26 protein-coding genes are annotated in these 26250 nt (G+C 62.8%); 12 read left to right on the top strand and 14 right to left on the bottom strand.

Annotated features, from left to right (window positions below; all coding sequences use genetic code 11):
* Positions 1–48: 48 nt before the first annotated feature.
* The gene (locus tag DBV08_RS06495) at positions 49–816 is read right to left on the bottom strand and encodes an SDR family NAD(P)-dependent oxidoreductase (RefSeq protein ID WP_003944195.1); all 768 of its coding nucleotides are present in this window, start codon (positions 814–816) and stop codon (positions 49–51) included.
* A gap of 158 nt (positions 817–974) precedes the next feature.
* Here DBV08_RS06495 and DBV08_RS06490 point away from each other — a divergent pair, with 158 nt between their 5' ends.
* Genes DBV08_RS06490 through DBV08_RS06480 form a run of 3 tightly spaced genes read left to right on the top strand, consistent with a single transcriptional unit; the run spans position 975 to position 3699 of the window.
* Positions 975–1565 carry a hypothetical protein gene (locus DBV08_RS06490; RefSeq protein ID WP_029254163.1) on the top strand — a complete coding sequence of 197 codons (591 nt, stop codon included), beginning with the start codon at positions 975–977 and terminating at the stop codon, positions 1563–1565.
* Complete coding sequence (locus tag DBV08_RS06485; protein ID WP_124566894.1) at positions 1558–2208, top strand: DUF6308 family protein; 651 nt, start codon at positions 1558–1560, stop codon at positions 2206–2208. The genes DBV08_RS06490 and DBV08_RS06485 overlap by 8 nt, the downstream gene beginning before the upstream one ends.
* 33 nt (positions 2209–2241) lie before the next feature.
* Positions 2242–3699: an HNH endonuclease signature motif containing protein gene (locus DBV08_RS06480; RefSeq protein ID WP_124566893.1), complete on the top strand. Its 1458-nt coding sequence runs from the start codon at positions 2242–2244 to the stop codon at positions 3697–3699.
* Here DBV08_RS06480 and DBV08_RS06475 read toward each other — a convergent pair.
* On the bottom strand, positions 3677–4228 hold the full coding sequence (locus tag DBV08_RS06475) for a GNAT family N-acetyltransferase (protein ID WP_124566892.1): 552 nt from the start codon (positions 4226–4228) through the stop codon (positions 3677–3679). The two genes, DBV08_RS06480 and DBV08_RS06475, sit on opposite strands and share 23 nt — an antisense overlap.
* Positions 4225–4908, bottom strand: coding sequence for a TetR/AcrR family transcriptional regulator (locus DBV08_RS06470; protein WP_095969427.1), 684 nt, complete (start codon positions 4906–4908; stop codon positions 4225–4227). The genes DBV08_RS06475 and DBV08_RS06470 overlap by 4 nt, the downstream gene beginning before the upstream one ends.
* A gap of 102 nt (positions 4909–5010) precedes the next feature.
* On the opposite strand from DBV08_RS06470, the gene DBV08_RS06465 reads away from it, so the two are divergent.
* From DBV08_RS06465 to DBV08_RS06445, 5 genes are read left to right on the top strand one after another with little or no spacing between them, the layout of a single operon-like run.
* Entirely contained in the window at positions 5011–6201 is a 1191-nt protein-coding gene (locus tag DBV08_RS06465) for a lipid-transfer protein (RefSeq protein WP_007735955.1), read from the top strand.
* A gap of 42 nt (positions 6202–6243) precedes the next feature.
* The gene (locus tag DBV08_RS06460) at positions 6244–6675 is read left to right on the top strand and encodes an SRPBCC family protein (protein WP_095969428.1); all 432 of its coding nucleotides are present in this window, start codon (positions 6244–6246) and stop codon (positions 6673–6675) included.
* A gap of 6 nt (positions 6676–6681) precedes the next feature.
* Positions 6682–7557 (top strand): MaoC/PaaZ C-terminal domain-containing protein, encoded by an 876-nt coding sequence (locus DBV08_RS06455; RefSeq protein WP_095969429.1) that lies wholly within the window; start codon positions 6682–6684, stop codon positions 7555–7557.
* Between the two features lie 41 nt (positions 7558–7598).
* Positions 7599–8465, top strand: a complete 867-nt coding sequence (locus tag DBV08_RS06450) for an SDR family oxidoreductase (protein ID WP_007735961.1) — start codon at positions 7599–7601, stop codon at positions 8463–8465.
* A 4-nt stretch (positions 8466–8469) separates the two neighbouring features.
* Positions 8470–10668: an acyl-CoA dehydrogenase gene (locus DBV08_RS06445; protein ID WP_124566891.1), complete on the top strand. Its 2199-nt coding sequence runs from the start codon at positions 8470–8472 to the stop codon at positions 10666–10668.
* A gap of 20 nt (positions 10669–10688) precedes the next feature.
* Here the strand turns inward: DBV08_RS06445 and DBV08_RS06440 are convergent, their stop codons facing one another.
* The 6 genes from DBV08_RS06440 to DBV08_RS06420 form a co-directional block, all read right to left on the bottom strand.
* Positions 10689–12101 (bottom strand): amidase, encoded by a 1413-nt coding sequence (locus DBV08_RS06440; RefSeq protein WP_124566890.1) that lies wholly within the window; start codon positions 12099–12101, stop codon positions 10689–10691.
* Positions 12102–12191: 90 nt separating this feature from the next.
* Entirely contained in the window at positions 12192–12350 is a 159-nt protein-coding gene (locus tag DBV08_RS32240) for a hypothetical protein (protein ID WP_003944172.1), read from the bottom strand.
* A 144-nt stretch (positions 12351–12494) separates the two neighbouring features.
* On the bottom strand, positions 12495–13145 hold the full coding sequence (locus DBV08_RS06435) for a sterol desaturase family protein (RefSeq protein ID WP_095969432.1): 651 nt from the start codon (positions 13143–13145) through the stop codon (positions 12495–12497).
* On the bottom strand, positions 13142–13864 hold the full coding sequence (locus DBV08_RS06430) for a FadR/GntR family transcriptional regulator (RefSeq protein WP_124566889.1): 723 nt from the start codon (positions 13862–13864) through the stop codon (positions 13142–13144). Before DBV08_RS06430 ends, DBV08_RS06435 begins: the two co-directional genes overlap by 4 nt.
* Positions 13865–13918: 54 nt before the next feature.
* Positions 13919–14890: an ABC transporter substrate-binding protein gene (locus DBV08_RS06425; protein ID WP_124566888.1), complete on the bottom strand. Its 972-nt coding sequence runs from the start codon at positions 14888–14890 to the stop codon at positions 13919–13921.
* A gap of 53 nt (positions 14891–14943) precedes the next feature.
* Positions 14944–15834: an AraC family transcriptional regulator gene (locus DBV08_RS06420; protein WP_253252804.1), complete on the bottom strand. Its 891-nt coding sequence runs from the start codon at positions 15832–15834 to the stop codon at positions 14944–14946.
* A gap of 153 nt (positions 15835–15987) precedes the next feature.
* Between DBV08_RS06420 and DBV08_RS06415 the strand changes: the two genes are divergently transcribed.
* Together DBV08_RS06415 and DBV08_RS06410 are read left to right on the top strand one after the other, a co-directional pair.
* Positions 15988–17010, top strand: coding sequence for an ABC transporter substrate-binding protein (locus tag DBV08_RS06415; RefSeq protein WP_124566887.1), 1023 nt, complete (start codon positions 15988–15990; stop codon positions 17008–17010).
* Complete coding sequence (locus DBV08_RS06410; protein ID WP_095969437.1) at positions 17007–18020, top strand: ABC transporter substrate-binding protein; 1014 nt, start codon at positions 17007–17009, stop codon at positions 18018–18020. The genes DBV08_RS06415 and DBV08_RS06410 overlap by 4 nt, the downstream gene beginning before the upstream one ends.
* Positions 18021–18032: 12 nt before the next feature.
* Here the strand turns inward: DBV08_RS06410 and DBV08_RS06405 are convergent, their stop codons facing one another.
* The 3 genes from DBV08_RS06405 to DBV08_RS06395 are packed head-to-tail and all read right to left on the bottom strand — an operon-like array spanning position 18033 to position 22011.
* The gene (locus DBV08_RS06405) at positions 18033–19484 is read right to left on the bottom strand and encodes an amidase (RefSeq protein ID WP_124566886.1); all 1452 of its coding nucleotides are present in this window, start codon (positions 19482–19484) and stop codon (positions 18033–18035) included.
* 29 nt (positions 19485–19513) lie between these two features.
* Positions 19514–20776, bottom strand: a complete 1263-nt coding sequence (locus DBV08_RS06400) for an amidohydrolase (RefSeq protein ID WP_124566885.1) — start codon at positions 20774–20776, stop codon at positions 19514–19516.
* Positions 20777–20802: 26 nt separating this feature from the next.
* Positions 20803–22011 carry an MFS transporter gene (locus DBV08_RS06395; protein ID WP_095969440.1) on the bottom strand — a complete coding sequence of 403 codons (1209 nt, stop codon included), beginning with the start codon at positions 22009–22011 and terminating at the stop codon, positions 20803–20805.
* Between the two features lie 98 nt (positions 22012–22109).
* Between DBV08_RS06395 and DBV08_RS06390 the strand changes: the two genes are divergently transcribed.
* Complete coding sequence (locus DBV08_RS06390; protein ID WP_124566884.1) at positions 22110–23135, top strand: Lrp/AsnC family transcriptional regulator; 1026 nt, start codon at positions 22110–22112, stop codon at positions 23133–23135.
* Positions 23136–23138: 3 nt separating this feature from the next.
* Here DBV08_RS06390 and DBV08_RS06385 read toward each other — a convergent pair whose 3' ends face one another.
* On the bottom strand, positions 23139–23858 hold the full coding sequence (locus DBV08_RS06385) for a TMEM165/GDT1 family protein (RefSeq protein WP_124566883.1): 720 nt from the start codon (positions 23856–23858) through the stop codon (positions 23139–23141).
* A 294-nt stretch (positions 23859–24152) separates the two neighbouring features.
* A complete protein-coding gene (locus DBV08_RS06380) occupies positions 24153–24680 on the bottom strand; it encodes a hypothetical protein (protein WP_003944138.1) in 528 nt (175 codons plus the stop codon).
* Between the two features lie 165 nt (positions 24681–24845).
* Between DBV08_RS06380 and DBV08_RS06375 the strand changes: the two genes are divergently transcribed.
* Complete coding sequence (locus DBV08_RS06375) at positions 24846–26195, top strand: DUF1254 domain-containing protein (protein WP_124566882.1); 1350 nt, start codon at positions 24846–24848, stop codon at positions 26193–26195.
* Positions 26196–26250 lie beyond the last annotated feature (55 nt).

Genomic DNA, 26250 nt, shown 5'->3' with positions numbered 1-26250 from the left:
GCGCCTTTATTAACCGCGGGCGGTTAATAAAGGCGCACAGCAGGGAGGTTAGCGCGGCGCCATGCGCAGTGCGCCGTCCATGCGGATGGTCTCGCCGTTGAGGTAATCGTGCTCGACGATCATCTGCGCGAGCTGTGCGTACTCGGACGGCTGGCCCAGACGCGACGGGAACGGGACGCCGGCTTCGAGGCCCTTGCGGTACTCGTCGGTGACACCTGCGAGCATCGGGGTGTCGATGATGCCGGGAGCGATGGTGTTGACGCGGATGCCGAACTGCGCGAGGTCGCGGGCAGCCGGAACAGTCATGCCGTGCACGCCACCCTTGGAAGCGGAGTACGCGATCTGGCCGATCTGGCCTTCGAAGGCAGCAACGGAAGCGGTGTTGATGACAACGCCGCGCTGGCCCGACTCGTCGACGGCCTCGGTCTTGGCGATGGCGTCGGCGGCCAGGCGCATGACGTTGAAGGTACCGAGCAGGTTGACGGTGATGACCGTGCGGAACAGCTCGAGGTCGTGCGGGCCCTTCTTGGACAGGATGCGTCCGGCCCAGCCGACACCGGCACAGTTGACGACGATGCGCAGCGGGGAGCCCGATTCGACGATCTGGTTGATCGCTGCTTCGACCTCTTCGCCGCTGGTCACGTCGGTGGGGATGAGGGTGACGCCGGCGGGGACGTTGTCACCTGCGCGCTCGATCGACGCGGGCAGATCCAGGCCGAAGACGGTAGCGCCGGCGTCGGCGAGGCGCTTGGCTGTTGCGGCGCCCAGGCCTGATGCCGCTCCGGTGACCAGTGCTGCGGTTCCCTTGATTTCCACTTCGTGTGCTCCTCGAGTTAGCGATCGGTAAGGCGGTGGTGCGTGTCGAGAACCATAACGCGAGGGTGTATGTGAGGGCGAACGCGCAAGACCCGCGCCGGGCTGGGTACCTTGGACGCGAGGTCTGAGAGCAAAGCACCGGACGAGAGGGGACCTGCGTGAGCAAGGCGCCTGTGCGTCCCGCCGCTTCTGTCGAGAATTTCGAGCGGTTGCAGCGCGACCCGCTCTTCGAAGATCTTGCCGAGCTGATTGCCGAAGTTCTCTCCTACGCGTTCGACGCGCCCGCCGCCGTCGAGATCGAACAGTGGACGATCAGTTGCCTGCCTTCGACAAATCGATCGGCGGAACGCCATCGCTTGTTCACTCTCAACATCGGTCCGATGGAGATTCTGAGCGTCGAGTGCCATCTGGTCGGCGGTAAGCCGATCGAGCACGTCATGTCCGTGTACGTATCCAGTTCGGCATTGGAGTCGCGAACCGGCTGCAGCATCGAAGAACTCGATGCCAAGCACGATCTGGTCGCCATCAGACGCACGGAGTTGGCGTCGGCCGACGGCGACGGGACCGTGATCGACTGCAGCCTCGAGGACTCGGATGCGTTGGAGCAGTTTGCTCAACTGCCCGTCGACATGACGACGGTTCGTCCACTCGCGGAGCATCTTGTTGCCAAGGGCAAGGGTCCATTTCGGCAGTACCACAACTCCGGGTTCGCCAAATATGTACTGGAAAGGTCACTCGACCATGGTTGATCAGTTGCCCATCCGACTCCCGCGCGTGCTGCGAGACGGGGACGATGACGGCGCGGTCGACGTGCTGCAGGAATACTTCACGCGACCGCTCCGCAAGACGGGTTATCTGCGAACCGGCGCACTGTGGGATTCCTGGGATCCCAGTGGCAATCGCGATCGTGATGCAAACATCTTCACCGCAGAAGATCTTGTTGCGGTGACGCTTTTGTCGGTTCAGGTTCCGGCTCAGGGAGCCTTCTTTCTTCTCGGCGAGAACAACGCCGAGCTGAACCGCCTTCTGGTCGACGTCGGACCGGATCGCGATCTTTCGGACGAAACCGAGCCCTTCACTCCGGAATCTCCCGTGTGTCGTTTGGAAACGGCGCTCCGAGAGATTCACGGCGTCGGGCGCACGATGGCATCCAAGATCATCGCCCGTAAGCGTCCGCGGCTCTACCCGATCTACGACGACGTCATCGGGCGGGAGTTGGGAACGAAGGCTGCCCATCTGGAACCCGTACGAGAGGCCTTGTGCGACGGAGAGTTGCACGTGCGATTGCTCGACTTGCGCGTTCGAGCCGGACTGGGTGATGCCATTCCGGCGGTCCGGGTGCTGGATGTGCTCGCCTGGATGCAGGGGAAGGGATACAAACCGGCACTTTAGTTTCTGTCGGTGGGTGGGTCTAGTGTCGAATGTATGTTCGATAATCGATCGGCGGGCGGTGTGGGGACAGTCGTAGATGACGGCCGTCCTGTCGTCGACCCACTCGTGTTGCCGGACATGCTTTTTGCGACAGCGCAGAGTGAGAACATGCTCGCCGCGCAGAAGGTGCTCGGCGCATCGATGTTGTCGGAGTCGAGATTCAATGCGGAACTCGATGTGTCCGGTGATGTCGACAAGGCCTGGCGGATCGCGTGCAACGAGATCGCGGTCATGCTCACGTGCTCACGTCGTACTGCCGAAGTCCACATCGAGATCGGTGACGCCCTACGCGAGTTCCTTCCGCTCACCAGGGCGGCTTTCGCTGCCGGCGAGCTGGACTATGCGCGTGTGCGCAAGATCGTCGACGGGCTCACCGGGGCCGACCCCGAAGCGATCGCAGCACTCGAGCGCCGAATACTTGCCTCCGCGCACCGTCTTCCGCCCGGTCAATTGGAGCGTGACATCGAACGTCAGCTGTTTGCCTACGATCCGGATGCTGCCGCCGAACGTCGCCGGAAGATGCTGGAGCACCGCGACGTTCGCACGCGTGCCGATCGTCACGGTCTGGCACAGTTGCAGGCAACACTCAGCGCAAACGAGGCCGTCGAGGCGCTCGGCCTGATCAACGAGGCCGCCGGAAGCGTCTGTAACCGCGATCCACGAAACGTCTCGACGCGCCGGGCTGACGCGCTGGTTGCTCTCCTGCACGGCGAACAGGGGCTGACTTGCCAGTGTGGCAGCGAAACGTGCGAGGCAGCATCCACCCCAGCTCGATCGACTGCGCCCTCACGTCGGAAGCCTCTGCTGCACATCGTGTGTGACCTGGCGACGCTTCTCGGATTGACGTCAGATGCCGCGAGCATCGACGGATACGGGCCGATCGACCCCGATTTTGCTCGCGAGCTTGCTGCTGATTCCACCTGGCAGGCTTTGTTCGCCGACTTCCGCGCCCAGGCCGCCGGGAATCGACCGCGCCGACAACATGCTTCGACTGCGCTTCCGCTTGTCACCCGACGTGATCGCCTAAGTCGCGAACCGAAAGGCTGCGGAGATCGGATTCGGGCAATGCAACGGTTGGTCGCGAGAACCCCGGACATAGTTCGAAGATCGGATGGGCATGGCGCCCAGCCTGATCCACCTCCCGGTGCGCTGACCTATGCTCCGGGAGCGGCACTGGCCGCCTTGGTGCGCGCCGTCGATGGTCACTGCCGGTTCCCTGGCTGTTCGGTGCCTGCGAACAGGTGTCAACTCGACCACATCACGGAGTTCGATCCGTCCGATCCGCGGCGTGGTGGGTGGACCATTGCGGGCAACCTCCAATGCCTGTGTCGTCATCACCATCAGGTGAAGACATACAGGTTGTGGACGCCGGTGATGCTGGAGGATCGTGCCATTCACTGGACCGACAGCACGAGCGGGTCGACGGCTGTCACGGTTCCGGAGAGGCACTGACTTCGAAGATGGTTTCCAGACCGTCTTCTTCGTCCCACTGCTCACCGACTTCGTTGAAACCGTACTGGCTGATCAGGTTTCGAGACGCAGCATTGTCCGGACTGACGGTCGCTCGAACGACGTGTACTTCGGATTCGCGACTGGCGATGTCCAGAAGTATCTCGAGAGCAGTTCGAGCGTGTCCCTGGCGCCGGAACCCCGGGTCGATGCGATATCCGATCTCCACCATCCCGCGCGCATCGGGGCGGCCGTGAAATCCGGCCAACCCCACCGGGGCGGAGGTGCGGGCATCGACTGCGATGCGGGTGATCCACGCGCTGTCGAGGGGATTCTCTGCTATCTGCTTGCTCCGGTAGCGCCACAAGCCCTGGCATTCTTCACCGAGGAGATACGGGGTCAGGAGGTTCGGCGCGAGTTCCATTGCGAGAGCCGCGTTATCTTCACCCAGCGCGTGGAGGGCGAGTGATGGAACGTGGATCAGTTGAAGGCTGCATCCGTCGAGTGCCCAGGGTAGTTCGGTGACGGTCACAGGTCGGCGATCGGAGTCGACAGAGTTATGTCGACGCCGATGCTCCGGAGATTGCCGTCCAGAACCTGCCAGATGGAACGCTCGAGGAACTCGGCCAATTCCGCACTGGTCACATCGGAACCCGGCTGGCTGAGCCAACGGTTTACGCTGACGTCGACCAATCCGATCACGCCGAAAGCCAAGGGCTCCGCCATCTTCGACGGTTTGCCACGGCTGGTGAGGATCGCGCCCAGGAGGTTTCCCAACTGGACGGCGATGGCCGTCTTGGTTCCGGTCACCACTTTCGAACCGGTGGCCCGCGTGCTCGGCGAGCCCTTGCCTAAAAAGTGGTGCAGTCGTGGGTATTTCACAATCCATTGGAGGTAGGTCTCGACTGCCCGTGAGATGGCCTCGCCGACCGTGCCCTGTGGAGTCAGGGTGGGTGTCAGGTCGGTCATCATCATCTCGAGGATGCGGACTCGCAGCTGCTCGTCGAGGTCGGCTCGATCCTTGAAGATCCGGTAGACAACGGAACGGGGGACGTCGGCGCGCTCGGCGATCTGCTGGACGCCGACGTCGGCGCCGCCTTCGTTGACTGCATCGAGTGCTGCGTCGAGGATCCGCGCTTTGCGCTGCTCCTTGTGATCGTTCCAGCGAGTGCTGCGCCCGTCGGGCTGCGCCGACTCGGCTGTTTTTGTCATAAATCGAACGATACTCACCCCGCCATTGACTGGACAAGATGTCTCACATACTTTGGTGGGACAGCGTGTCACACACAGATACCGTTCTCTTCAGGAGTGGCAATGAGTAACAGGGTTTTTGTCGTCGGCGTCGGCATGACGAAGTTCGAGAAGCCGGGAGCCCGCGAGTGGGACTACCCCGACATGGCACGCGAGTCGGGTACCAAGGCGCTCGAAGACGCGGGTATCGACTACACCGAGGTCGAGCAGGCATACGTCGGCTACGTCTACGGCGAGTCCACCGCAGGTCAGCGGGCTGTCTACGAGTTGGGTCTGACGGGAATCCCCATCGTCAACGTCAACAACAACTGTTCGACGGGATCGACCGCGCTCTACCTCGCCACGCAGGCAGTCAAGAGTGGTCAGGCCGACTGCGCCTTGGCGCTGGGCTTCGAGAAGATGCAGTCCGGGTCCCTCGGATCCACCTACGACGACCGTGAACAGCCACTCATGCGGCACCTCCTCGCTCTCGCCGAGCTGCAGGAGTTTGCGATGCCGCCCGCTCCGTACATGTTCGGCGCGGCCGGCGTCGAGCACATGGAACGCTTCGGAACCACTGCAGAGCAGTTCGCGAAGATCGCCGTCAAGAACCACAAGCACTCACTGAACAACCCGTACGCGCAGTTCCAGGACGAGTACACCCTCGAGCAGATCCTCGAAGCACGCCAGATTCACGGGCCGCTCACCAAGCTCCAGTGCTCGCCTACCTCGGACGGATCCGGCGCGGCGATCATCGCCAGCGAAGCATTCGTCGAGAAGCACGGCCTCGCTGCTCAGGCGATCGAGATCGTCGGACAGGCCATGGTCACCGACATGAACAGCACCTTCGAGGACAAGAGCGCGATCAGTCTGGTCGGCGCGGACATGACCCGTAAGGCAGCTGAGAAGGTGTACGCGCAGGCCGGGATCACCGCCGACGACGTCGACGTCATCGAACTCCACGACTGCTTCTCCACCAACGAGTTGCTGACCTACGAGGCGCTCGGACTGTGCGCCGAAGGTGACGGCGGCAAGCTCGTCGACGCCGACGACACCACCTACGGCGGACGCTGGGTGGTCAACCCGTCCGGCGGCCTCATCTCCAAGGGACACCCCCTCGGCGCAACCGGCCTCGCCCAGTGCGCCGAGCTCACCTGGCAGCTCCGCGGCACCGCCGACAAGCGTCAGGTCGACGGCGCGAAGGTCGCCCTCCAACACAACATCGGACTCGGCGGCGCAGTTGTCGTGACCGCATACAAGCCCTACGCACGCTGAATCACACCCTCAATCCGCTAGCTACCCACTAGGAGTTTCATCATGGCTTCCGTTTCCGTCTCCGCCGTACTGCCCGCATCCCCCGAGAAGACCTGGGATGCGCTCTCCGACCTGTCTCGCTGGGAAGAGTGGCTCACCATTCACCAGGGCTGGAAGAGTGAACTCCCCACCGAGGTTGCGTTGGGCGCCAAGTTCACCGAGGTCGTCTCCGTGATGGGTATGGCCAACAAGATCGAGTGGACCGTCGAAGAGGTCGAGGTTCCGAAGATGGTCAAGATTGCCGGTACCGGAATGGCCGGTGTCACCGTCGAATTCGTTCTCTCGGTCGAGGCCGACGGTTCGGGCTCGAAGGCAACCGTCGACGCCAGCTTCAAGGGCACCATGATCGTCGGACCGATCGGCAAGGCAGTTGCCAAGAACGCCAAGGCTGACCTCGAGGCCTCGCTGGCGAAGTTCGCCGAGTTGGTCGGATAACGCTCGATGACAACACCGAAGACCAACGCGGTCGAATTCGATACGTCCGGGCTGGACGTATGGACTGATCCGGAGCACTTCGAGGTGACGGCCGAGCGCATCGCCGAATATGCAGCTGCCACCAACGATCCCATCGAGCGACACCTGAAGGGCGAGATCGCTCCACCGGTCTTCGCGGTGGTACCCGTCTTCATGTCGATGGCACCGGCAGCGCTGTCGGTGGCACCGGTGGAACTGCTGATGAAGCTCGTTCACGGTGAGCAGGACTTCCTGTTCCACCGTCCGATCTACCCCGGCGACCATCTGGTGGCCCGGGCAAAACCCATCGGATTCGAGGGGCGCGACAACGGTTCCACCGTCGTCATCTACATCGAAACCAAAACCGACAAGGGTGAATTGGTCAACGAGCAGTGGATGACCGCATTCTTCCGCAAGGTCGACGCGGGCCCCGGACTGGGCGAGAAGGCTCCCGAACACCGATTCGACGACGCTCTTCGCGCGGGTAGTCCAGCAGCGGTGGTGAACCAGCACATCGACGAGGACCAGACGTTCCGGTACTCACCGGCTTCCGGCGATCCGATGCCGATTCACCTCGACGAGGAGATCGCTCGGATGTCCGGGCTGCCCGGAATCATCAACCACGGACTGTGCACGATGGCGTTCACGTCGTGGGGAGCCCTGACCGAACTGGCGGGCGGAGAGACCGAGCGGTTGCGCCGTCTCGCAGTGCGATTCGCGAAGCCGGTCCTCCCGACCCAGGACATCGAGACGGTGTTCTACAAGTCGGGTTCGGCAGACGGAGCCACGTCGTACTCGTACGAAACCAGTGCGGTCGGTGACCTCGTCATCAAGGACGGCCTCGCGGTCATCGCCGACAAATGAGTCTTCATGTCCGACAACTGAACTGATGGGAATCTGAACTGATGGGAAGTCTCGACGGTCGCGTAGCGATCATCACCGGAGCAGGACGCGGCATCGGCCGTGAGCATGCGCTGCTCTTCGCTCGCGAGGGTGCGAGCGTCGTGGTCAACGATCTCGGCGGAGCAAACGACGGATCCGGCGCAGATGCCGGTCCCGCACAGCAAGTAGTCGACGAGATCGTCGCTGCAGGCGGCAAGGCCGTTGCCAACACAGACAACATTGCCACCTGGGACGGGGCCGAGGGCCTCGTCAAGCAGGCCGTCAGCGAGTTCGGTCGACTCGACGTGCTGGTCAACAACGCCGGCATTCTTCGGGACGCCTTCATCGCGGGCATGGACGAGAGTCAGTGGGACGCAGTCATCGCCGTGCACCTGAAGGGGCACGCGGCGACGCTGCACCACGCTGCCGCCTACTGGAAGGACCAGAGCAAGGCGGGAGAGACCGTCAATGCTTCGGTCATCAACACTGCGTCGGCTTCGGGTACGTTCATGCCCAATGCGGGCCAGGGTAACTACGGTGCCGCCAAGGCGGGCATCGCAGCCCTGACCTTGGTGGCCGCTGACGAGCTCGATCGATACGGCGTGCGCGTCAACGCAATTGCGCCGATTGCACGCACTCGGCTGACGCTGGCGACACCCGGCATGGGGGCACTGTTTGCCGCCGAGGTACCCGAGGGCGAGTTCGACGCCTTCGCGCCGTCCAACATCTCACCGTTGGTGGCCTATCTCGCGGCCGCGGACTGCAAGCTCACCGGCAAGGTGTACGCCGTTCAGGGCGGAGCCATCACGGAACTCGCCGGCTGGCACGGTGTGAACACCATCGAGAGCGAGGGTCCCTGGACCACCGCCGACCTCGCAGAACGTCTGTAAGCGCATGGCACGCAACGCATACGAACTCGGCCTCGGGCTGAGCGAGGAGCACACCGCACTCGCAGATTCGGTGCGCTCCTTTGCCGAGCGCACCATCACCACCGAGCAGGTGCGCGCGGCGGTGGAGTCGCGGACCGAGGACAAGTTCCCGCAGTTCTGGACGGCACTGGTCGGGCAGGACCTTCTCGGGCTCGCGGTTCCGGAAGAACAGGGTGGTCACGGCGCCGGTCTGCTGACCTTGGCGGTGGCACTGGAAGCATTGGGCCGCACTGTCTCTCCCGGCCCGTTCGTTCCGACGGTATTGGCAAGCGCAGTTCTCGGTGCCGCCGATTCCAAGGCGGGTCTGGAGTTTCTGCCCGGTCTGATCGACGGAAGTCGTACGGCAGGAGTCGCCTTGGGTGCGCCGTTGGCGGCCGAGTCGTCGGACGGCGGGTACACGATCGCGGGCGCACTCGACGGTGTGCTCGGTGGTGAACACGCCGACGTACTGCTGGTCCCGATCCAGTTGCCCGAGGGTGTTCGCTATGCGGTGCTCGAGAGCAGCGCGGTCTCGATCACCGTGCAGGACAGCATCGACGTGCTGCGCGGCAGTGCGCGGATCGAAGCTGACAATGTTCAGATCAGCGCCGAACGGATACTCGACGGTCTCACCGAGGCGCGGGTACAGTCCATTGCCGCAGTCGTTCTCGGTGCCGAAGACGTCGGCGTCATGTCCTGGTGCGTCTCCACCGCGTCGGAGTACGCCAAGACACGCGTGCAGTTCGGGCGACCCATCGGCCAGTTCCAGGGCGTCAAGCACAAGTGCGCGCAGATGGGCATTGCGCTCGAGCAGGCACGCGCCGTTGTGTGGGATGCGGCAAGCGCATTGGACAAGGGCGACGACACGGCAGATTTTGCCGCCGACATCGCCGCGGTCATCGTGCCGGACGCCGCAGTGCAGGTAGCGCAGGATTGTGTGCAGGTCCACGGCGGTATCGGATTCACGTGGGAGCACGACGCCCACCTGTACTACCGCCGCGCGCTCTCGATCCGCGGCATTCTCGGTACTCGCGAGGATCGTGCCAATCGTGTTGCACAGCAGGCGCTCGACGGTGTCAGCCGGGTTTCCATTCTCGAACTGCCGCCGGAGGCAGAGGAGATCCGCGGCGACATCGCGGCCGAGCTTGCCAAGTTGGTCGAGCTCGACGAGGACGACCAGCTGATCGCGCTCGGCGACGGCGGCTGGGTTCAGCCGCACCTGCCGAAGCCCTACGGGCGCAGCGCCGCTCCGCTCGAGCAGATCGTCATCTCCCAGGAGATCAAGGCTGCGGGTATCTCGATGCCACAGCTCCTGATGGGCACCTGGGCAGTGCAGGCCGTCGTGGCGCATGGTTCGGACAAGCAGAAGCAGGAACTGGCAGTACCGACCCTGCAGGGTGAGCTGGTGTGGTGCCAGCTCTTCAGTGAGCCCGGTGCTGGTTCCGACCTCGCGTCATTGTCCACGAAGGCCGAAAAGGTCGACGGCGGTTGGAAGATCACCGGCCAGAAGATCTGGACCACGGTTGCGCAGTTCTCCGACTGGGCAATGCTGATCGCCCGTACGGACGCCACCAAGCCGAAGCATCAGGGCATCACGTACTTCGTGCTGGACATGTCGACGCCGGGCATCACCGTCCGACCGCTGCGTGAGATGACGGGCTCGGCGCTGTTCAACGAGGTGTTCCTCGACGACGTGTTCATCCCCGACGAGAACGTGGTCGGCGAGGTCAACGACGGTTGGAACGTCGCACGTACGACGCTGGCCGGCGAGCGCGTCGCACTGAGCCAGAAGATGGAGGCGTACGCCTCGGACTCCGATCTGCTGAAGTTCGCGAAGTCGGCAGACCTGAGCCCGATCGGTCGCTACCGCGTCGGCGAGCTGGTGGCCGAGAGCCAGGCGATCGACCTCATCGGCTCTCGCGTTGTGCTCAAGCAACTTTCGGGCATCGACGTGAGCACAACGTCGAGCGTCGGCAAGCTGTTGGCGATGAAGATCAGCCAGTCGATCGCCGAGTTCGTCGTCGCCGAACTGGGTGCTGCCGGAGCGGTCAGTATCCCAGGTCAGCCCAGCGACAAGGCGATGGAGCAGCTCATTTCGGGACGTGCCACCACCATTTACGGCGGCACAACCGAGGTGCAGCTCAACGTGATCGGTGAGCGCATGCTCGGGTTGCCGCGCGACTGACAGTATTGACCGGGTGGGGCTCAGTCCTGGATTCTTCTCCAGGGCTGAGCCTCTTCCAGTTCGAAGGCCAATTCGAGGAGCGTGCGCTCGTCGCCGAGATCGGCGGAGAAATGCGAAGCCAACGGCAAACCGTTGCTGGTCTGATGCAGCGGTAGCGAAATCGCGGGGCCGCCGGAGATGTTGTTGAGCGGGGTGAACGACGTGTACGCGATCAACTTGTCGAAGAGTTCCTCGAAAGGCTGAGCGGGGGAGAGGTATCCGAGCTCGGGGGTGGTGTGCCCCAGAGCCGGCGAAAGCACGACGTCGTACTTCAAGAACATGGCGCTGTACTGCTGCTGGAGGCGTCGCAGGCGGTAGAGCACGCGCGGCGTCTTCACCAGGTTCTTCCGGTACAGCGAGTACAGGCCCTTGGTGAGGTTGTCGGTGCCGGACTTGTCGAAGTCGGGTCCGAGCATCTGTTTGCCACCGGTGGAGATGGCAAACGACAGGAATCCCCAGTAGATACTGAAATCTTCGATGAATTCCGGGCCGACGGGCAATGCCGCGTCTTCGACGTGATGGCCGAGGCCGGCAAGGAGTTCGGCCGTGGCTTCGACGGACTTGCGTGTCTCGTCGTCGGTCTTGGTGACTGTCACGGAATCGGTGATCACGCCGACGCGCAATCGTGTGGAACTCGGTCCTTCGATCAGGCGAACCGGTGCGAGTCGTGGATTGCGGTAATAACTTTCGGCCGCTGACATCCATCGTGCAGTGTCGCGAACCGTGCGGGTGACGGCGCCCTGAGCGATCAGCCGGATCGGCATCGATTTGTCGGCAGGATCGGCGATGGTACGGCCGCGAGTGGGCTTGAGTCCGACCAGTCCGCAGGCAGCGGCAGGGATGCGGATCGATCCACCACCGTCGTTTGCGTGCGCGATCGGGAGTACGCCGGCAGCAACAAGCGCGGCAGCGCCACCCGAGGAAGCGCCGGACGAGTACGCCGGGTTCCACGGGTTGTGGACGGGTTCTTCTGTCATGTACTCGGTGGACGCGCTGAATCCGAACTCGGGCAGCCGGGTCTTGCCGATCGAGATGGCCCCGGTGGAGAGGAACTGTTTCGCGAAATCGCTGTCGGCCTTTGCGGGGACCGCGGTGAAGGCCGTGCTGCCCTGCTGGGTGGGGAGGCCGGCGCTGTCGGTGTTGTCCTTGATCGCGGTGGGGACACCGGCAAAGACGCCCTTGGCGGGGCGGTTGCTTCTGGCGAGGGCACGGTCGAAATCGGTGCAGGCCAGGCCGTTCAATTGGCCCTGAACCGCCTCTGCCCGGGCGATCGACGCCTCCATGACTTCCCGCGCGGTCACCTCGCCCGATTCGATCCGGGCGGCGATGCCGGTGGCGTCGAGATCGCCCAGGGCGTCGTCGGTGAAGGCGTGGACGGGGGTGTTCGCGGTCATGGGGATCCTTGTCAGGCGGAGGCACTCAGGTCGTCCGTCCAGCATATTGGACGGACGACCCCTGAGTGGCGCTATCTGTGGATTGCGGTATCAGCTACCGAAAATCGTCACAGCCTGCTCGGCTGCTTGCGGCGCCTGCTGGAACACGCCCTGCGGAATGAACTGCTGGGGGATGAACTGCTGAGGGCCCAACTGCTGGAAGTTCGTGACCATCGGATGAATGACGTTGTTGAATACATCGTTGAACATGTGTTGTGTCCTTCGGTTACAGCGGTTTTCGAACTTCTGACTCCACCGACACTAAGCACGGTTCTGGCGAGTTTCAACGAAAATTACTGATACACAGTCACGTTCAAGTTCATTGCCAGCTGGGGGCCAGGAATCGACGTTTGTTCACAGCTTCGACGCGGTGCCGTGCAGGTTCTTGGCCGTCGGGGATGTCTCGACGGATTTGGGGTCGGGATACGTGCCCAGTACGCGATCGGCCGTTCCCGCGGTGGTGACGGTGAACCAGTAGTGTTCGTTCTTGAAGTGATGGTTGCGATGGTTGCGCCAAACCGACCGGTAGAGAGCAGTTTTCGGCTTGTAGTCACTGTGGATGAGGAAATGGGTCCACTCGTAGCCGAGGCCGAGGACGGAAATGCAGGTCAGGAACGTCAGGCCGAGTTCGACGCGGGGAAATGCCAGGAGGGCGACGGCAGTCAGGACAGGAATCACGATCAGGAGTGTCTGCCACGGAATGAAGATGAGTGAGACGGTTCGCGGGGCGAAATGGTGCTCCCGATGGCTGCGCGCCAGGCGTGAATCGAGGGTGACGCCGGCGATGGTCCGCGGCTTCCAATGTAGAACGAACACGTGAATAACCCACTCCACGAAGGGGAATGCGGCAAGCATCACGAGTGGAACCAGTGCGTCGGTGATCTGCCAGTCGCCCAACGAGATGCGCGCCGCCGCGGCGGCCAGCAGCATGGTGCCGATCATCCACGGCGTCGGTGACTTGCGGAACGTCCGTGCGGCGTCGGCCAGAGTGAGGGGCTTGCTCATGGTTTCAGTCCTTCCAGGAAGGTGAGAGCGTCGCCGATCGCAGTCGTGCCGGTGTGGAGGAGCTGCGCTGCGGTCGCCTCGGCGGTTGACTCGTCGTGTGAAGTGATGGCGGAAGCCAGTTTTCGATACAGGTCGGTCTGGCCGACTTCGGCGACCATGACGGAGGCAAGTGCAGTCATGGCCGGCTCGTACGCGGCGCGCAGGCTGTTGAAGATCAAGCGGAAGGCGATGGAATCCGCGCTGTCGACGACGACGTCCCAGAACATCAGAGCGCGGTCTTGCAACTCCACTGGATCTTCGGTGGCCCCTAGTTGATCCACGGCGGTGTCGAGTTCCCGGGCAGATTCTGCGGAGATGCGACGGGCGGCCAGCACCGCGATCTGCGGTCCCATCAGTTCACGAGTTTCAAGGACGCTGCGCACGACGGTCAGGTCGGGGACGCCGTCTCTGACCAGCAACTGGGGGAGAAGTTCGGGTCCGGCCTGGCGTCGGAAATCACGCACCGACGTGGACTCGCCCTGGCGGACTTCTACCAGTCCGGCCTGGGCGAGCTTCTGGATTGCTTCCCGGACGGCGGGCCGGGAGACGCCGAACGCCTCGGCGAGTTTCCGCTCACTGGGCAGGGCTTCACCTGCAGCCAGCTCTCCGGCCAGTACTTTCACGGAAATCTGGTCGAAGACTGCGCCGGAGGCCGAGGTACGTGCAACGGGTTGGAACATGTACTGACCGTAAACGCCTACTGGTGAGAGGTCAAGTGGTATTACCAGTGAACCTCACTTCAGGCTGCGGGTGATGTCCGTCAGCTTGTTCAGGAAGTCCGTGTAGGTGAGTGCGAATCCGACCTTGTCGTCGTAGTCGAGCGGTGCGACATTGCCGAGGGCCACGGCTGGAACACGATCCCACACCGGGTTGCCCGGCCAGGAGTCGAGATTCTGGGCGACGACGACATCGGCGTCGGCGAGCACATCCGCATTCTCCCAACCGAATTCGGCGCTGTAGCCGCCGATCGCGGCCGATTGGGCGGCGGTGATCGCGTCGTTGGACAGGATCGTGTACCCGAGTGACGACGCTACGTCGACGGTCAGGTTGTTCGGGGTGTTGAACACGAAGAACTTGTCCTCGATCAGCGATACGAAGGCGATCGTCTTGGTTTGCGCGACGGAACCGACGTCGTCGCGAGCGGCGCCGAGAGCATCTTCGTAGCGCGCCTGTGCTGCCGAGGCGGCTTCGGTCTTGCCCAGCAGTGCCAGTTGCTCGCCCATGAATCCCATAGGACCGCCGAGTGATTCGGTCTCCTTGTCGGGCGAGCTGCCGTCCTGGATCACCAGAACCGGTGCGATGTCCTCGAAAGTGAGGTTCTTCGACTTGTAGCTCTCGTACCAGCCGACGGAGATGAGGATCAGGTCCGGGTTGTAGCTCAGCACGTCCTCTTTGCTGAGATTGCCGCCCAGGTGCCCCGCATCGGCAGGGACCTTGGATGCGAGATGGCTCGACTCGTCGTAATCGAGGGCGACGATCGGGTATTCGGCGAGAAGTGCGAACTCGAGGGACGTCCGGGAGTCGATCACAACCACTCGCTGCGGGTCGGCAGGTATCTGGGCGGAGTACCCCGCGAAGCTGTAGTCGATGGTCTCGGTCGAAGGCGAGGGCTGGTCGTCGGACGAGCTGCACGAGGCGAGCGTGCCGATCAGGATCGCGCCGACCGCGAGCGCGATAGACCTGGCAAAACGGCGGCGGTGGTGCATTTGTGGTGTTCTCCAACGTGTTCGGGCAACATGGTTTGCCTTGCCTAACGACGCTAACGTGTCACCCGTGCGGGTTTGGTGCCATTCTGATGCGGTTTCGTGACAGGTGAGAACGAGCGGAAGTACGCGGCGGGGGTGTGGCCGATGACCTGCCTGAACAGGTCGATGAATGTTCCAGGGTTGGCATACCCGAGGCCGCGGGCCACGGCGACGACAGGTTTGCCTGCGGCGATCTCGATCAATGCAACGCGGACGCGCACCAGAATTCGCCATTGAGTGAGCGTCGTGCCGGTGTCGGCCTGGAAGCGGCGCATCAAGGTCCGGCCACTCACGCCGATGGTGCGCGCCCAGTCGGAAGTGGTGCGGTCGTCCGCCGGATCGGCGATGATCTGCCGGGCAATCGAAAGAAGGTCAGGCGTTCTCGGCAACGGAATGTCGAGACTCGCGGCCTGAACAGGATGGATGAGGTCGATTGCCACCTGCTGAAGCCGTAGTCGCTTCGGGTCGGGCATGGCGTTGTTCTCGTTGTGTAACAACACCTCCCGAAGTGCACCGGTCATGGGTATGCCGACCACTGTCGTCCGGTCGGCCTCGACATGATCCGGATTCAGGTACGTCGCGAAGATGACGGCGCCGTGATCGGAGCGAACTCTATGTGGCGTGCCTGCGGGTATCCAGATGCCGAGCATCGGCGGAACCATCCAGAGGTGTTCGGACGCTTCGAGTGTGACGGTCCCACCCGCCGACCACAGCAGTTCATGTTCGTGGTGGGTATGGAAATCCCAGACGCCCGTTGCGGTGCTCTCGAACCGGATGGTGCTGACGGACCACGGCTCCGCGACGATCCGGTCCGGGGTGGACACCGGCTCGTTCCACGTCGCCGGTTCCAGGGTCGGCGCTCCCCACAACATGATGCCGGAGAAGTCCTGTCGCGATGGCGTCACGAACCAAGAACGTACCGGCTTCCTGCCGTCGACCGAGGGGGCACGCGTATCCATGGCTCGATCGAAATAGTGGTTGGCCATGATGCTTCACCGAAACAGCGCAGGTGAGAGTAATTTTAGGTAGCCCTAATTCGGAAGACCGTCAGGAAACCCATGACACCACTCCTGTTACCGACGCCAGATACCGATGCCGAGTTCGCTCGCATCACCGCTGCACTGACTCGTCGCGGCTTTCTCGGCGGAAGTGCCGCCGCACTGTCCATGCTCGCTCTTGCCGGATGTAGCAGCGGGGACGCCGGTGGCGGTGCGGACGGCGAAACTCGGACGGTGCAGACCCACTACGGCCCCGTGGATGTTCCCGTCGATCCGCAGCGCATCGTCGCCGTCTCGTACAACACTCCGTGGCAGCTGCAGGCCGTCGGCGCCCAACCCGTGGCGACGCTCGACTACAGCGCGTACATCGACCAGTTCACGCCCGCGCAGCAGAAGTTCATCGACGGTTTGTCCTCAGTGGGGGTCTTTCTCGAGGTGAACCGCGAAGCGGTCGTCGCTGCTGCGCCCGACCTCATCGTGGGCGATGCTTACGAGATCGACGAGGACATGTTCCGCGAGCTCTCGAAAATTGCTCCTACAGCAGTGTATTCGGGCACCAATCGATCGGACTGGCGTACCGTCGCCGAGGGAGTGGCAGACGCGGTCAACAAGGGTTCGGCTCTGACATCGAACCGCGAGAAATACCAGGCGATGCAGGAGCGAATCCGCACCGAATACTCCGCTCAGCTTCGAGGCAACCGTTGGGCCCAGGTCGCAATCGGAGGCTCGGAAGGACTCTTCTCGATTCTGTATCCGACCGGCGTCACGGGAGCGATGCTCGCCGACCTCGACGTGACCCGCGGCGAGTTCATCCCTGATCTCAATCCGTCCACCGGCTTCGAGGCTTTTCCCTTCGAACAACTCGAAATGCTGCGGGACGTCACCGTGGTGATCTACCCCAAGCAACCCGACGGAACCGATTCTGCGGGAATGAAATCCATATTCGCCAATCCGCTGTGGAGCCGCATTCCTGCGATCGCGTCCGGGCGGTCATTCGGAATCAGCACACAGGTCACCGACCACGGCACAGCGATCAATTGGCTCAGCGAACTCGAATCCGGCGCCTTGGAGGCACTTTCATGACATCACTTCTCCTACCTACATCCGACACCGATGCCGAGTTCGCTCGCATCACCGCTGCACTGACCCGGCGAGGTTTTCTCGGCGCCGGCGCACTGGCCGGGATCGGATTGCTCACGGCCTGTGGAACCAGCTCCGGTGAATCGGCCGAGGGCTCGATGCGCACCATCAACACTGCTCTGGGCCAGATGGAGGTTCCTACCAACCCGCAACGGGTGGTCAGCGCCGATTACTACACGGGCCCCGCGATGTTCGACGCCGGATTCACTCCCGTCGGACTGCCGGTCGACTACGAGAACGCCGACGGTGTCCCGGAACCGTATGCGTCTGCGCTGCGGTCCCTCCCGAAGGTGGGGCGTTGGTACGAGCCGAACGCCGAGGCGATTGCGGCTTTGTCTCCCGACTTGATCGTGATGACCAACCTGCTGTCGGAGAACAACCCGGATCTCTACGAGCAGATCCGGTCGATCGCCCCGACCGCGGTTTTTGCCGAAGACGGGCAGTACGCGTGGAAGGAGCGCGCCCTCGGAGTCGCGGACGCGCTCAACCAGAGCGCGAAGGTTCAGGAGTTGGCAGATCGTTACCAGGCGCGGATCGCCAAGTTCCGTAGCGACAACGCTGATGTGTTGAGCAAGGTGAAGGTCGTCTACACCACGTACTTCGAGGAAAGTGGCTTCTCGCTGTACTCGCCGACCAAGTATCAGACGACGGTCATCAGCGAAGCCGGGTTCCAGTTCAACGACCGCTCACTCGCAATCCCTGCCGGCAGCAACGAGTGGTTCCCGAAGGAGCAGTTGGAGTTGCTCGACGAGGCCGACGTCATCATCACCAACAGTGGCAAGGGTCCCATCGACGAGAAGTTGGCGAACGACACCATCTTCCAGCGTCTGCGCGCCGTCAAGAACGATCAGGTGTATTCGTTCGACTACGAGGGCGTCGCGTCATTCGGTTGGGCCCTGACGTTCCTCGAGCAGTTCCAGCCGATCGCCGAGGAGATCAGAGCCAAGCTCTGACCTCCTCAGCGATCAAGAGGAAGCCGGCGTCACCACATCCAGTCTCGGTTGATGCTTCTCGGTGTATGCCCACGGGCGGATCTTCTCCAGTGCTTTGCCGATCCGGAACACGGTCGGTTCGTCGTAGGTGTGGCCGACGATCTGGACGCCCGTGGGAACGCCGTTGTGTGCGTGTCCACTGGGTACCGCCAATACGGGGCACCGATTGGCGACGTTGAACGGCAACGTGAGAAGTGCTTCGGCGGTGGTGTTCACGTGCTGGCCCGCCACAGTGAGGCCGTCGAGCAAAGACTCGCCTGCCGGGAAGGCGATGGTGCCGGAGGTCGGGCAGATCAGCGCATCGAAAGGAGCCATTGCCTCGGCGAGCTCTCGTTGCATCTGCGTTTCCTTGCGAAGGCCGTCCAGAAATGACATTTCCGCAGCGCCCTTCGACGTGATCGCGACATTGTCGAGCGTGTAATCGGCAAGAAGATCACCGTGGGCGCGAGCAACTTCCGCGACGGATGCCCCCATGATCGTTCCGAAATGCACTTTCACCGCTGCCGCCATCGAATCGCGAGTCCACGGCAGTTCGATCTCCTCGACGATCGCTCCTGCGTCGACCAACGACTGCGCGAGCGCCCGTGTATTCGCCTCGATGTCAGGTTCGATGGGGAAGTCACCGAGCCGCAGGCACAGGGCAATTCGCATTCCCTCGACCGACGGGTACTCGTGCGGCAGCGTGATCGCCGGCCTCAGCGAAGAATGATCACGCGGGTCCGGCCCGATCAGAACGTTGGCCAACAGAATCGCGTCGTCGACAGTTCTGGCCATGGGACCGTCGCCGCGGTAGGAATCCATGGAGAGCGGGGCGACCCCGGGAATGCGTCCGTACGACGCTTTGAGGCCGACGGTGCCGGTGAAACCCGCCGGGCCTCGAGTCGACCCGCCGATATCGGATGCTGTTGTCAGAGTAGTAGTTCCGGCGGCCAGCGCGGCGCCCGCTCCTCCCGAGGAGCCGCCAGGGCTGTACTCGAGGTTCCAGGGATTACGAGTCACCCCCCACAGTGGAGAGTGGGTGAACGCCGCAACGCAGAACTCCGGCGTCGTCGTGCGGGCATGGATCAGGCCGCCTGCTGCCAGAACTCGATCGATCACCGGCGCGTTCTCGCGGGCGATGTTGCCGCGCCCAGCCAGTGAGCCCTCGGTCAGTGACCTTCCGGCGATGGCGTGTTTTTCCTTGGCAGCTACCGGAATTCCCTCCAGCGGCCGCGGGTCTGGTCCTTGGCCGCCGTAGCGGCGCTCTGCCTCCCGAGCGCCGGCGAGTGCCTCGTCGAACATCTCTTCGGTGAAAGCATTGATATGCGGTTCGAACTTCTCCGTTCGGTCGACGACTGCTTGTAGCAGTTCGACCGGAGACAGTTCTCGCGTGCGAAAGTGGGCAATCGCTTCGGTGGCGCTGAGGTAATGCAGTTCGTCTGTCATGACGTTATCTCCCTGGAGGGGTGTAGGAATCACGCGCTTCGTGCAAGGGCACCCAACGCGGCAGCGGTCATGGCCGTGACACCTTCGGGTAGAGCCGCGGACGGATCGGGCGCAAAGCGCGGCGAATGATTCGACGGCGTGCCGGGAGGAATCCGCCCCTCGGCGAGCGCGGCGAGGGCAGTTTCGTCGAAACTCTGAAGCGCGGTCCCGCCGAAATGCCAGAATACGGAAGGGCATTGGGCGGCAGTGCCGAAGACGCCGAAGTCCTCGCTGCCTGAAAGCGGTTGCGGCAGAGTGTACATTCCCAACCCGGCCCGGCGTAGGTCCGACATCACCGTGGACGTTGCGTCCGGAGTGTTGACCGTAGCCGGAAAGCCGTTGTACGCATGAACGTCCGGCTGTTCGACGGCGCCGGCTCCGTCCGCTTCTGCACGAGCGATCCGTCCCACCGATTCGAGCATGTGTTCGCGCGACGATGCGTTGAAAGTTCGCAGGCTGAGCAGTAGTTCGGCGTCGTCGGCGATGATGTTCGCAGCTGTGCCGGCGTGCAAGGCTCCGACCGTGAGCACGGGTGCTGTCGGAGTTGCCGCTTCATGAGCGACCAGACCTTGAATGCGCAGCGCGAAAGATGCTGCCATCAACAAGGGGTCGATGCATGCGTACGGCGAGGACGCATGGCCACCGCGGCCGTGAAAGACCACTCGAATCGTGTCGGATGCGGCCATCAAGATGTCGGGTTTGCTGACCAGCATCCCCGCAGGAGTCGGCCCCACGTGTTGGCCCAGGCAGAGGTCCGGTCGCGGGAAGCGGTCGAAGATTCCGTCGTCGACCATCGCACGAGCGCCGGAGCCGGTCTCCTCGGCAGGCTGGAAGACGGCAACGATTGTCCCCGTGATCGCTGCCGGATCTGCGGAAAGCGCTGCGCACGTGGCAAGTAGCGCGGTTACGTGGACGTCGTGTCCACATGCGTGCATCACGCCATCCGTCTTGGAGGCGTAGGACAGACCGGTGTCTTCTGCTACCGGCAACGCGTCCATGTCGGCGCGCAGCAGGATCACCGGACCGCTGCTCCCCGTGAGTACTCCGACGACACCCGTACCGCCGACCCCGACAGTGACGTCCCAGCCGCCGATTCGCCGAAGTTCCTCGGCAACGACTGCAGCAGTGCGAGTTTCGTCGCCGGACAACTCTGGGTGTGCATGCAGGTCCTGGTACAGATCGAACCAGTGCGGCTCGACGGTTCGCAGCCGCGACGGGTCTCCGAATTCAAGGTTCGAAAGCAGTTGGTTCATGGTCGATCTTCTTTCGATGGTGGTGTTCAGTTGGCGATTTTCAGTTGAACGAGGTCCAGCATTTTCTCGCGGGTCTGGGGTGCTGCCATAACCGCGATGATCGCCACGACTGGCCCGAGCGCGAGCGATACGAATGCCGCTGACCAGGAGAGATGGTCGACGATGAATCCGAACACGAGCGGCGCGACTATTCCGGCGACCATGCCGCCGAAAATGATCATCGACGAGGCTGCCCCGACCACCGACGAGGGCAGGGCCCGCAGTGGTAGTGCAAAACACGGCATGAAAGCGAAAGAGGCAGCGGCAGATCCGAGGGTGACGAGAACGACGAACAAGGCTGTATTGGAGACGAAGGGTATTGACGCGAGCATGACTATGCACGCGAGCATGGACGGGATCACGACGATACGACTGTTGCCTGCCAACCGATCCGAGATCCGCCCCCCGATGACCGTGGTCACGGCGGCCACGACCGTTGCCGGGATGAGGAGGAGACTTGCGCTCGAGAGGGCGATTCCACGTTCGTCGTGGAGGTAGGACGGAACCCAGGACGACATTCCCCAGATCACGAAGTCGTACCCGAAGAACATCAAGGCGAAGAGCCACATCGCTCGTGAGCGAAGCACGGTGCGCATGTTGCTCCACGAGGAATCCGGACCGCGGTCGATCTCCGCCGGCAGTGCGGGCGGAAGCCACAACTTGATGCTGACGAGCGACAGTACTCCGAGCACCGCGACGGCCAGAAACATCCCACGCCAGCCGATCAACGGGAGGAGTGCTGCCGCAACGACAATGGCGAGCAGTGTGCCGACCGCGTTGGAGCTGTTCATCCAGCCCGTGGCAGTGGCCCGTTGCTCCGGGATGCTGCGTTCGGCAACGAGCTTCACAGCGGCGGCTGGAAACACGCCCTGCGCGAGTCCGAAGAGAAAGCGAACAACCAGAAGCGTCCCGAAGGACCACGCAAGAGCGGTGAGGCCGGTGAAGACACTCCATGCCACCAATCCGATCAGTGCCATCCGGACTGCGCCGTATCGATCGGCGAGCAGTCCACCGGGCAGCTGGGCCAAGGTGTACGCGATGAAGAACGTGGAAATGATCAATCCGCGCTGGGAGTAGTCGAGATCGAACTCTTCACCGAGCAGGGGTAGAGCGAGATTGATCGCGAGCCGGTCTATGTAGTCGATCGCGTAGGCGACGAACAGCAGCGCAACCGTGACTTTCGTGGAGCGAAGCACCGAGCCTCCAAACGTGAACCTGTGAAGTGATTCACATATCTTTGGCAAATGCGCAGTGATCAACGGTCAGAATGCAGCAATCCGGCAATACTGGACCGATGAAGCCGGAATCCGACACATTTGTGATCGCGGAATCTGACCTGGAGATCGTCAACGCACTTCAGCTCAACCCCCGCGCGTCGTGGACCGAGCTGGCGTCGGTACTCGACATGGATTCGACGACGATCGCCCGGCGGTGGCGTCGTCTCGTCGCCGACGGCCATGCCTGGGTCAACGCGGTTGCCATCGGGCGAGCCCACATCTTCGGCTATCTGATGATCAGTTCCACCCAGGACTCGGTTGCCGAGGTGGGGGAGCGGTTACGTCAACTGTCCTGTGCCTATCTGTTGGCCAGGACGGAAGGCGAGTTCGAGTACTTCGTCGGTGTGGTGGCCGCCGATCAGAAGAGTTTGGACGCTTTGGTGTGTGAGCACCTTGCTGCTGATCCTGGAATTCTGTCGATCAGAAGCCGGGTCGGGGTGAAGGTGTACCGAGACGGCTTCAGTTGGGAGCCGGGGGCTCTGGGGCAAGCCGGTCGCGCTCAGCTGACACCGGCATCGACAAAGGCGGCGGAGGCACCGGCAGTGTTCCGCGAGTCCGACGGTGCCCTGTTGGATGCGCTCGGCCGCGACGGACGTGCCAGCTATGCGCGCCTGGCCGCGATCTGTGAAACGAACGAGACCGCGATACGACGGCGCCTGGCGCAACTGACCGCGTCGCACCAGTTGATCTTTCGTTGCGATGTCTCGCAACAGGCCGTCGGCTCGCCGTTCGAAGTGATCTTCGACGTCGCTGTGGACGGCTCCACCGACGAACTCGGCCAACTCGTGTCGAGTTGGCCGGAGACCCGGCTGTTGGTGGCGACGACCGGAACAGCCAACATGTTGATCAGCGTGTGGCTGAGCAGCCTCGGACAGAGTCTTGTCGTCGAGGATCGGCTACGTCGAATCGGTAATGTGCGGATCCTCGATCGACGTGTCTCGCTGTACCCGATGAAGCGGTTCGGGCAGCTGCTCGGACCGAGCGGGGTGGCAGAAGGTCATGTGCCGGTCGCGATTTGGGGTGCCGGCGACATGCTTCGTTGAGTCTCAGTCGATCGGGGTCCGGTTGTCGTCGACGAGGTGCGTATCGGTATCGGTATCGGTCGCACGGGAGCGCTTCCAGATCATCCGAGCCAGTGCACCCACCACGGACACGGCCAGGACAACGCCACCGCCGACGATGCCGGCCGACGAGTCCGGGAAGATGCCCTCGAGTAGCAGCCAGACACCGAAGACGAAGAACAGCACCGCGGCGCCGATCTTGATGAATCCGTCCGGAAGGTGCTTGCCCAGCACCGAGCCGACGATGATGGCGAGAGCGTCGGCCGCCACCATGCCTACCGTCGACCCGATCCAGACGCCGATCCAGTCGTTGTCGGTCGCAAGGGTGATGGTGGCAAGCATGGTCTTGTCGCCGAGTTCTGCCAGGAAGAAGGCCGAGGCGACGGCAATGAAGGCGGATCGCGTGACGCGACCGGCCTTGCTCTGCTCGTCGTCGGTGAGATCGTCACCGCGTAGGGTCCAGAGGCCGAAGATCAGGAACGCGATACCGCCGACGATGGAGATTGCCGCCGTCGGAAGCGCAACGCCCAGGTAGTGACCCACGGCGACCGAAACCAGGTGAACAAGAGTGGTGGCGACGGTGATACCGCCGAGAACAACCCACCAGCGATAGCGCAAGGCAAACGTCATTGCCATCAGTTGCGACTTGTCGCCGAGTTCCGCGACGAAGATGACGCCGAAACTCAAAAGTATTGCGGCAAGCAAGATTTACTCCTCCGGTCGGTGTGGGTCGGAGGAAAAATGCGAGCCTCCGGCCTGGGCAGGCGCAGTGGGTGCGCTTGTCCGGCCGAAGGTCTCGCCCACCGAGGCCTCAGGACCTTCGGTTCGCCAGGCCGGGTGCTTCGCGATCCGCACATGTCGGAGCGCGTCGAACCAGTATGTCGACACAGGCGATTGGGGGCTACTCCCCTTCGTTGCCACTTACGTTAGCGCGGTCGAAACGAATTGGCAAAGCGCACAGCAAGTTTGGGAGTCCGAACTTATCGCTTACCGAGACCGTCACGAAGCGAGGAGCATGGCCAAAACAGCGGTGTCGGGATCGCTGATCGGATCGATGCCGACGCGACTGATCATGGAGACGACAGTGCCGTCCGGCTCTGCTTCGACCCACGCCGCCCGATGCTCCAAACCCAGGTAGGGAAGGCCGGGAAGTAGTACACATCCCGATGCGCTGCCCTCGCATTCCGGCAGGCTGGGCGTGGTTTCCGACGGTGGGTGCAGCATGATCAGTGCCGGTGGCTGATGATCGGAGAAGCGACCGGGCGTCAGGGCGAAATCGCCCAGCACCGGGCCCTCGGCAACCACCAGACCGACGGTGCCCGGCTGCGGGTCTTCGGGAACGTCCTCGCGAACCCCGAAGACCGTCGTCGTCGGCAACAAACCCGGCATCGAGGCCACTCGGACAGCCAATGCGAGAAGCTGCGCCCACTCCTGGGTGGTGTCCGGCCAACGACCGGAAATGACGAACCCCTGCAACGATCCGGCTGCCTGGAACGGAGAAATGCCTATTGCTTCGTTTCTGTTCATTTCTGTTCCTCCCTCGGTGCTGGGGCAAATCTCGGGCAGACGCGCATGCGTCGGTCCGGCACACCTCGTTGGGTAATCGAAATATGCACCCATTCGGTACTGGCACACAAGACAGGGAGAGTGCCAGCCAGGTTTGCGCTGGTGAGGGCGGTGGTATGCGCAGGCATGACTCTGTCGAAGAACCGTTCTCGGCTGGAAGACCTGGCGACGCAGGCGTGGATCTTCGGATATCCACTGTTGATTGCGGCAGTATCGCGGGATGTCATGACGGCGGTGCCTTCGCCGGTGGCGATGAAAGCCCCGCTCAACCAGTTCGCTTACGCGCGAACGACGCCGGATGCGTCCTTCACCGATGTCGTCTCACCCAATGCGGACACTCTCTATTCGTCGGGCTGGTTGGACGTGTCGACGGAACCGCAGGTGCTCTCACTGCCGGACTTCGGTACGCGGTACTGGCTTGTACCCATCCTCGACGCGTGGAGCGACGTGTTCACGGTGCCGGGATCTCGGACGGTGGGGCGGACCGGAGGACCGTATCTGGTAGCCGGCCCGGATTGGAAAGGCAACGTGCCCAAGGGTTTGACGCTGCTGCGTTCTCCGACGGCGATGAACTGGATAGTCGCTCGCTACGCGACCTCAGGGGGAACGGATCTGGCAGAAGTGCACAGCTTGCAGGACCGGACGCGACTAACTCCTCTGTCGGAGTGGACGGGTGACCCACAGGACTACACGCCCGGGGAAGTGCCGGTGAACCCTGCCGTCGACACGCGCACACCGCCGGTGGACCAGGTGGCCGCAATGGACGGCGAGGCCTTCTTCACCACTCTCGATGCACTTCTCGACGACAATCCTCCGCGTCCGGAGGACACCGAGATGATGAAACAGCTCTCCGACATAGGAATCGGCTCCTCGTTGCCCTGGAAGTCGCGTCCGCAAGAGGTGCGTGATGCGCTCGACCGAGCGGCGCGAACCGGGATGGACGTGCTCAGTGAGATCGCCACAGAGGCCGAGGGCAGTCCGAAGAACGGGTGGACGATGCACCGCGGCTTGGGGCACTACGGAACTCATTACGCTCAGCGTGCTCTGATCGTCTGGCTCGGTTTCGGGGCCAACCTCGACGCTGATGCCGTGTACCCGCACGCCACCACGGACGTCGACGGGAAGCCGCTGACCGGCACGAAGAAGTACGTACTGCATTTCGAGAAGGACGAGCTGCCGCCGGTCGAGGGATTCTGGTCGCTCACCATGATGAACGAGCGACAGTTCTTCGTGGACAACCCGATCGACCGATACGCCATCGGCGATCGAAGCGATCTGGTGTTTGCCGACGACGGTTCCCTGGACATCTACCTCCAGCACGAATCACCTGGTGGCGAGAAGGAGCGGAACTGGCTGCCGGCCCCGTCCGGTGACTTCAACGTTTTTCTGCGCCTGTACTGGCCGAAGGCTGCAGTCCTCTCGGGATCGTGGACCGCGCCCGGTATTCGGGAAGCAAATATCCGGGAAGCAGGCTGAAGGTCCTCTCGCTTCGTACCCGAAGAGCACAACTCGGTATCAGCCGCGCGTTTCG

It is taken from the genome of Rhodococcus sp. KBW08 (assembly GCF_003852455.1).
Taxonomy (GTDB): Bacteria; Actinomycetota; Actinomycetes; order Mycobacteriales; family Mycobacteriaceae; genus Rhodococcus_F; species Rhodococcus_F baikonurensis.
The sequence above is the reverse complement of the archived record's forward strand: the minus strand, read 5'-3'. Positions and strand labels throughout refer to the sequence as shown.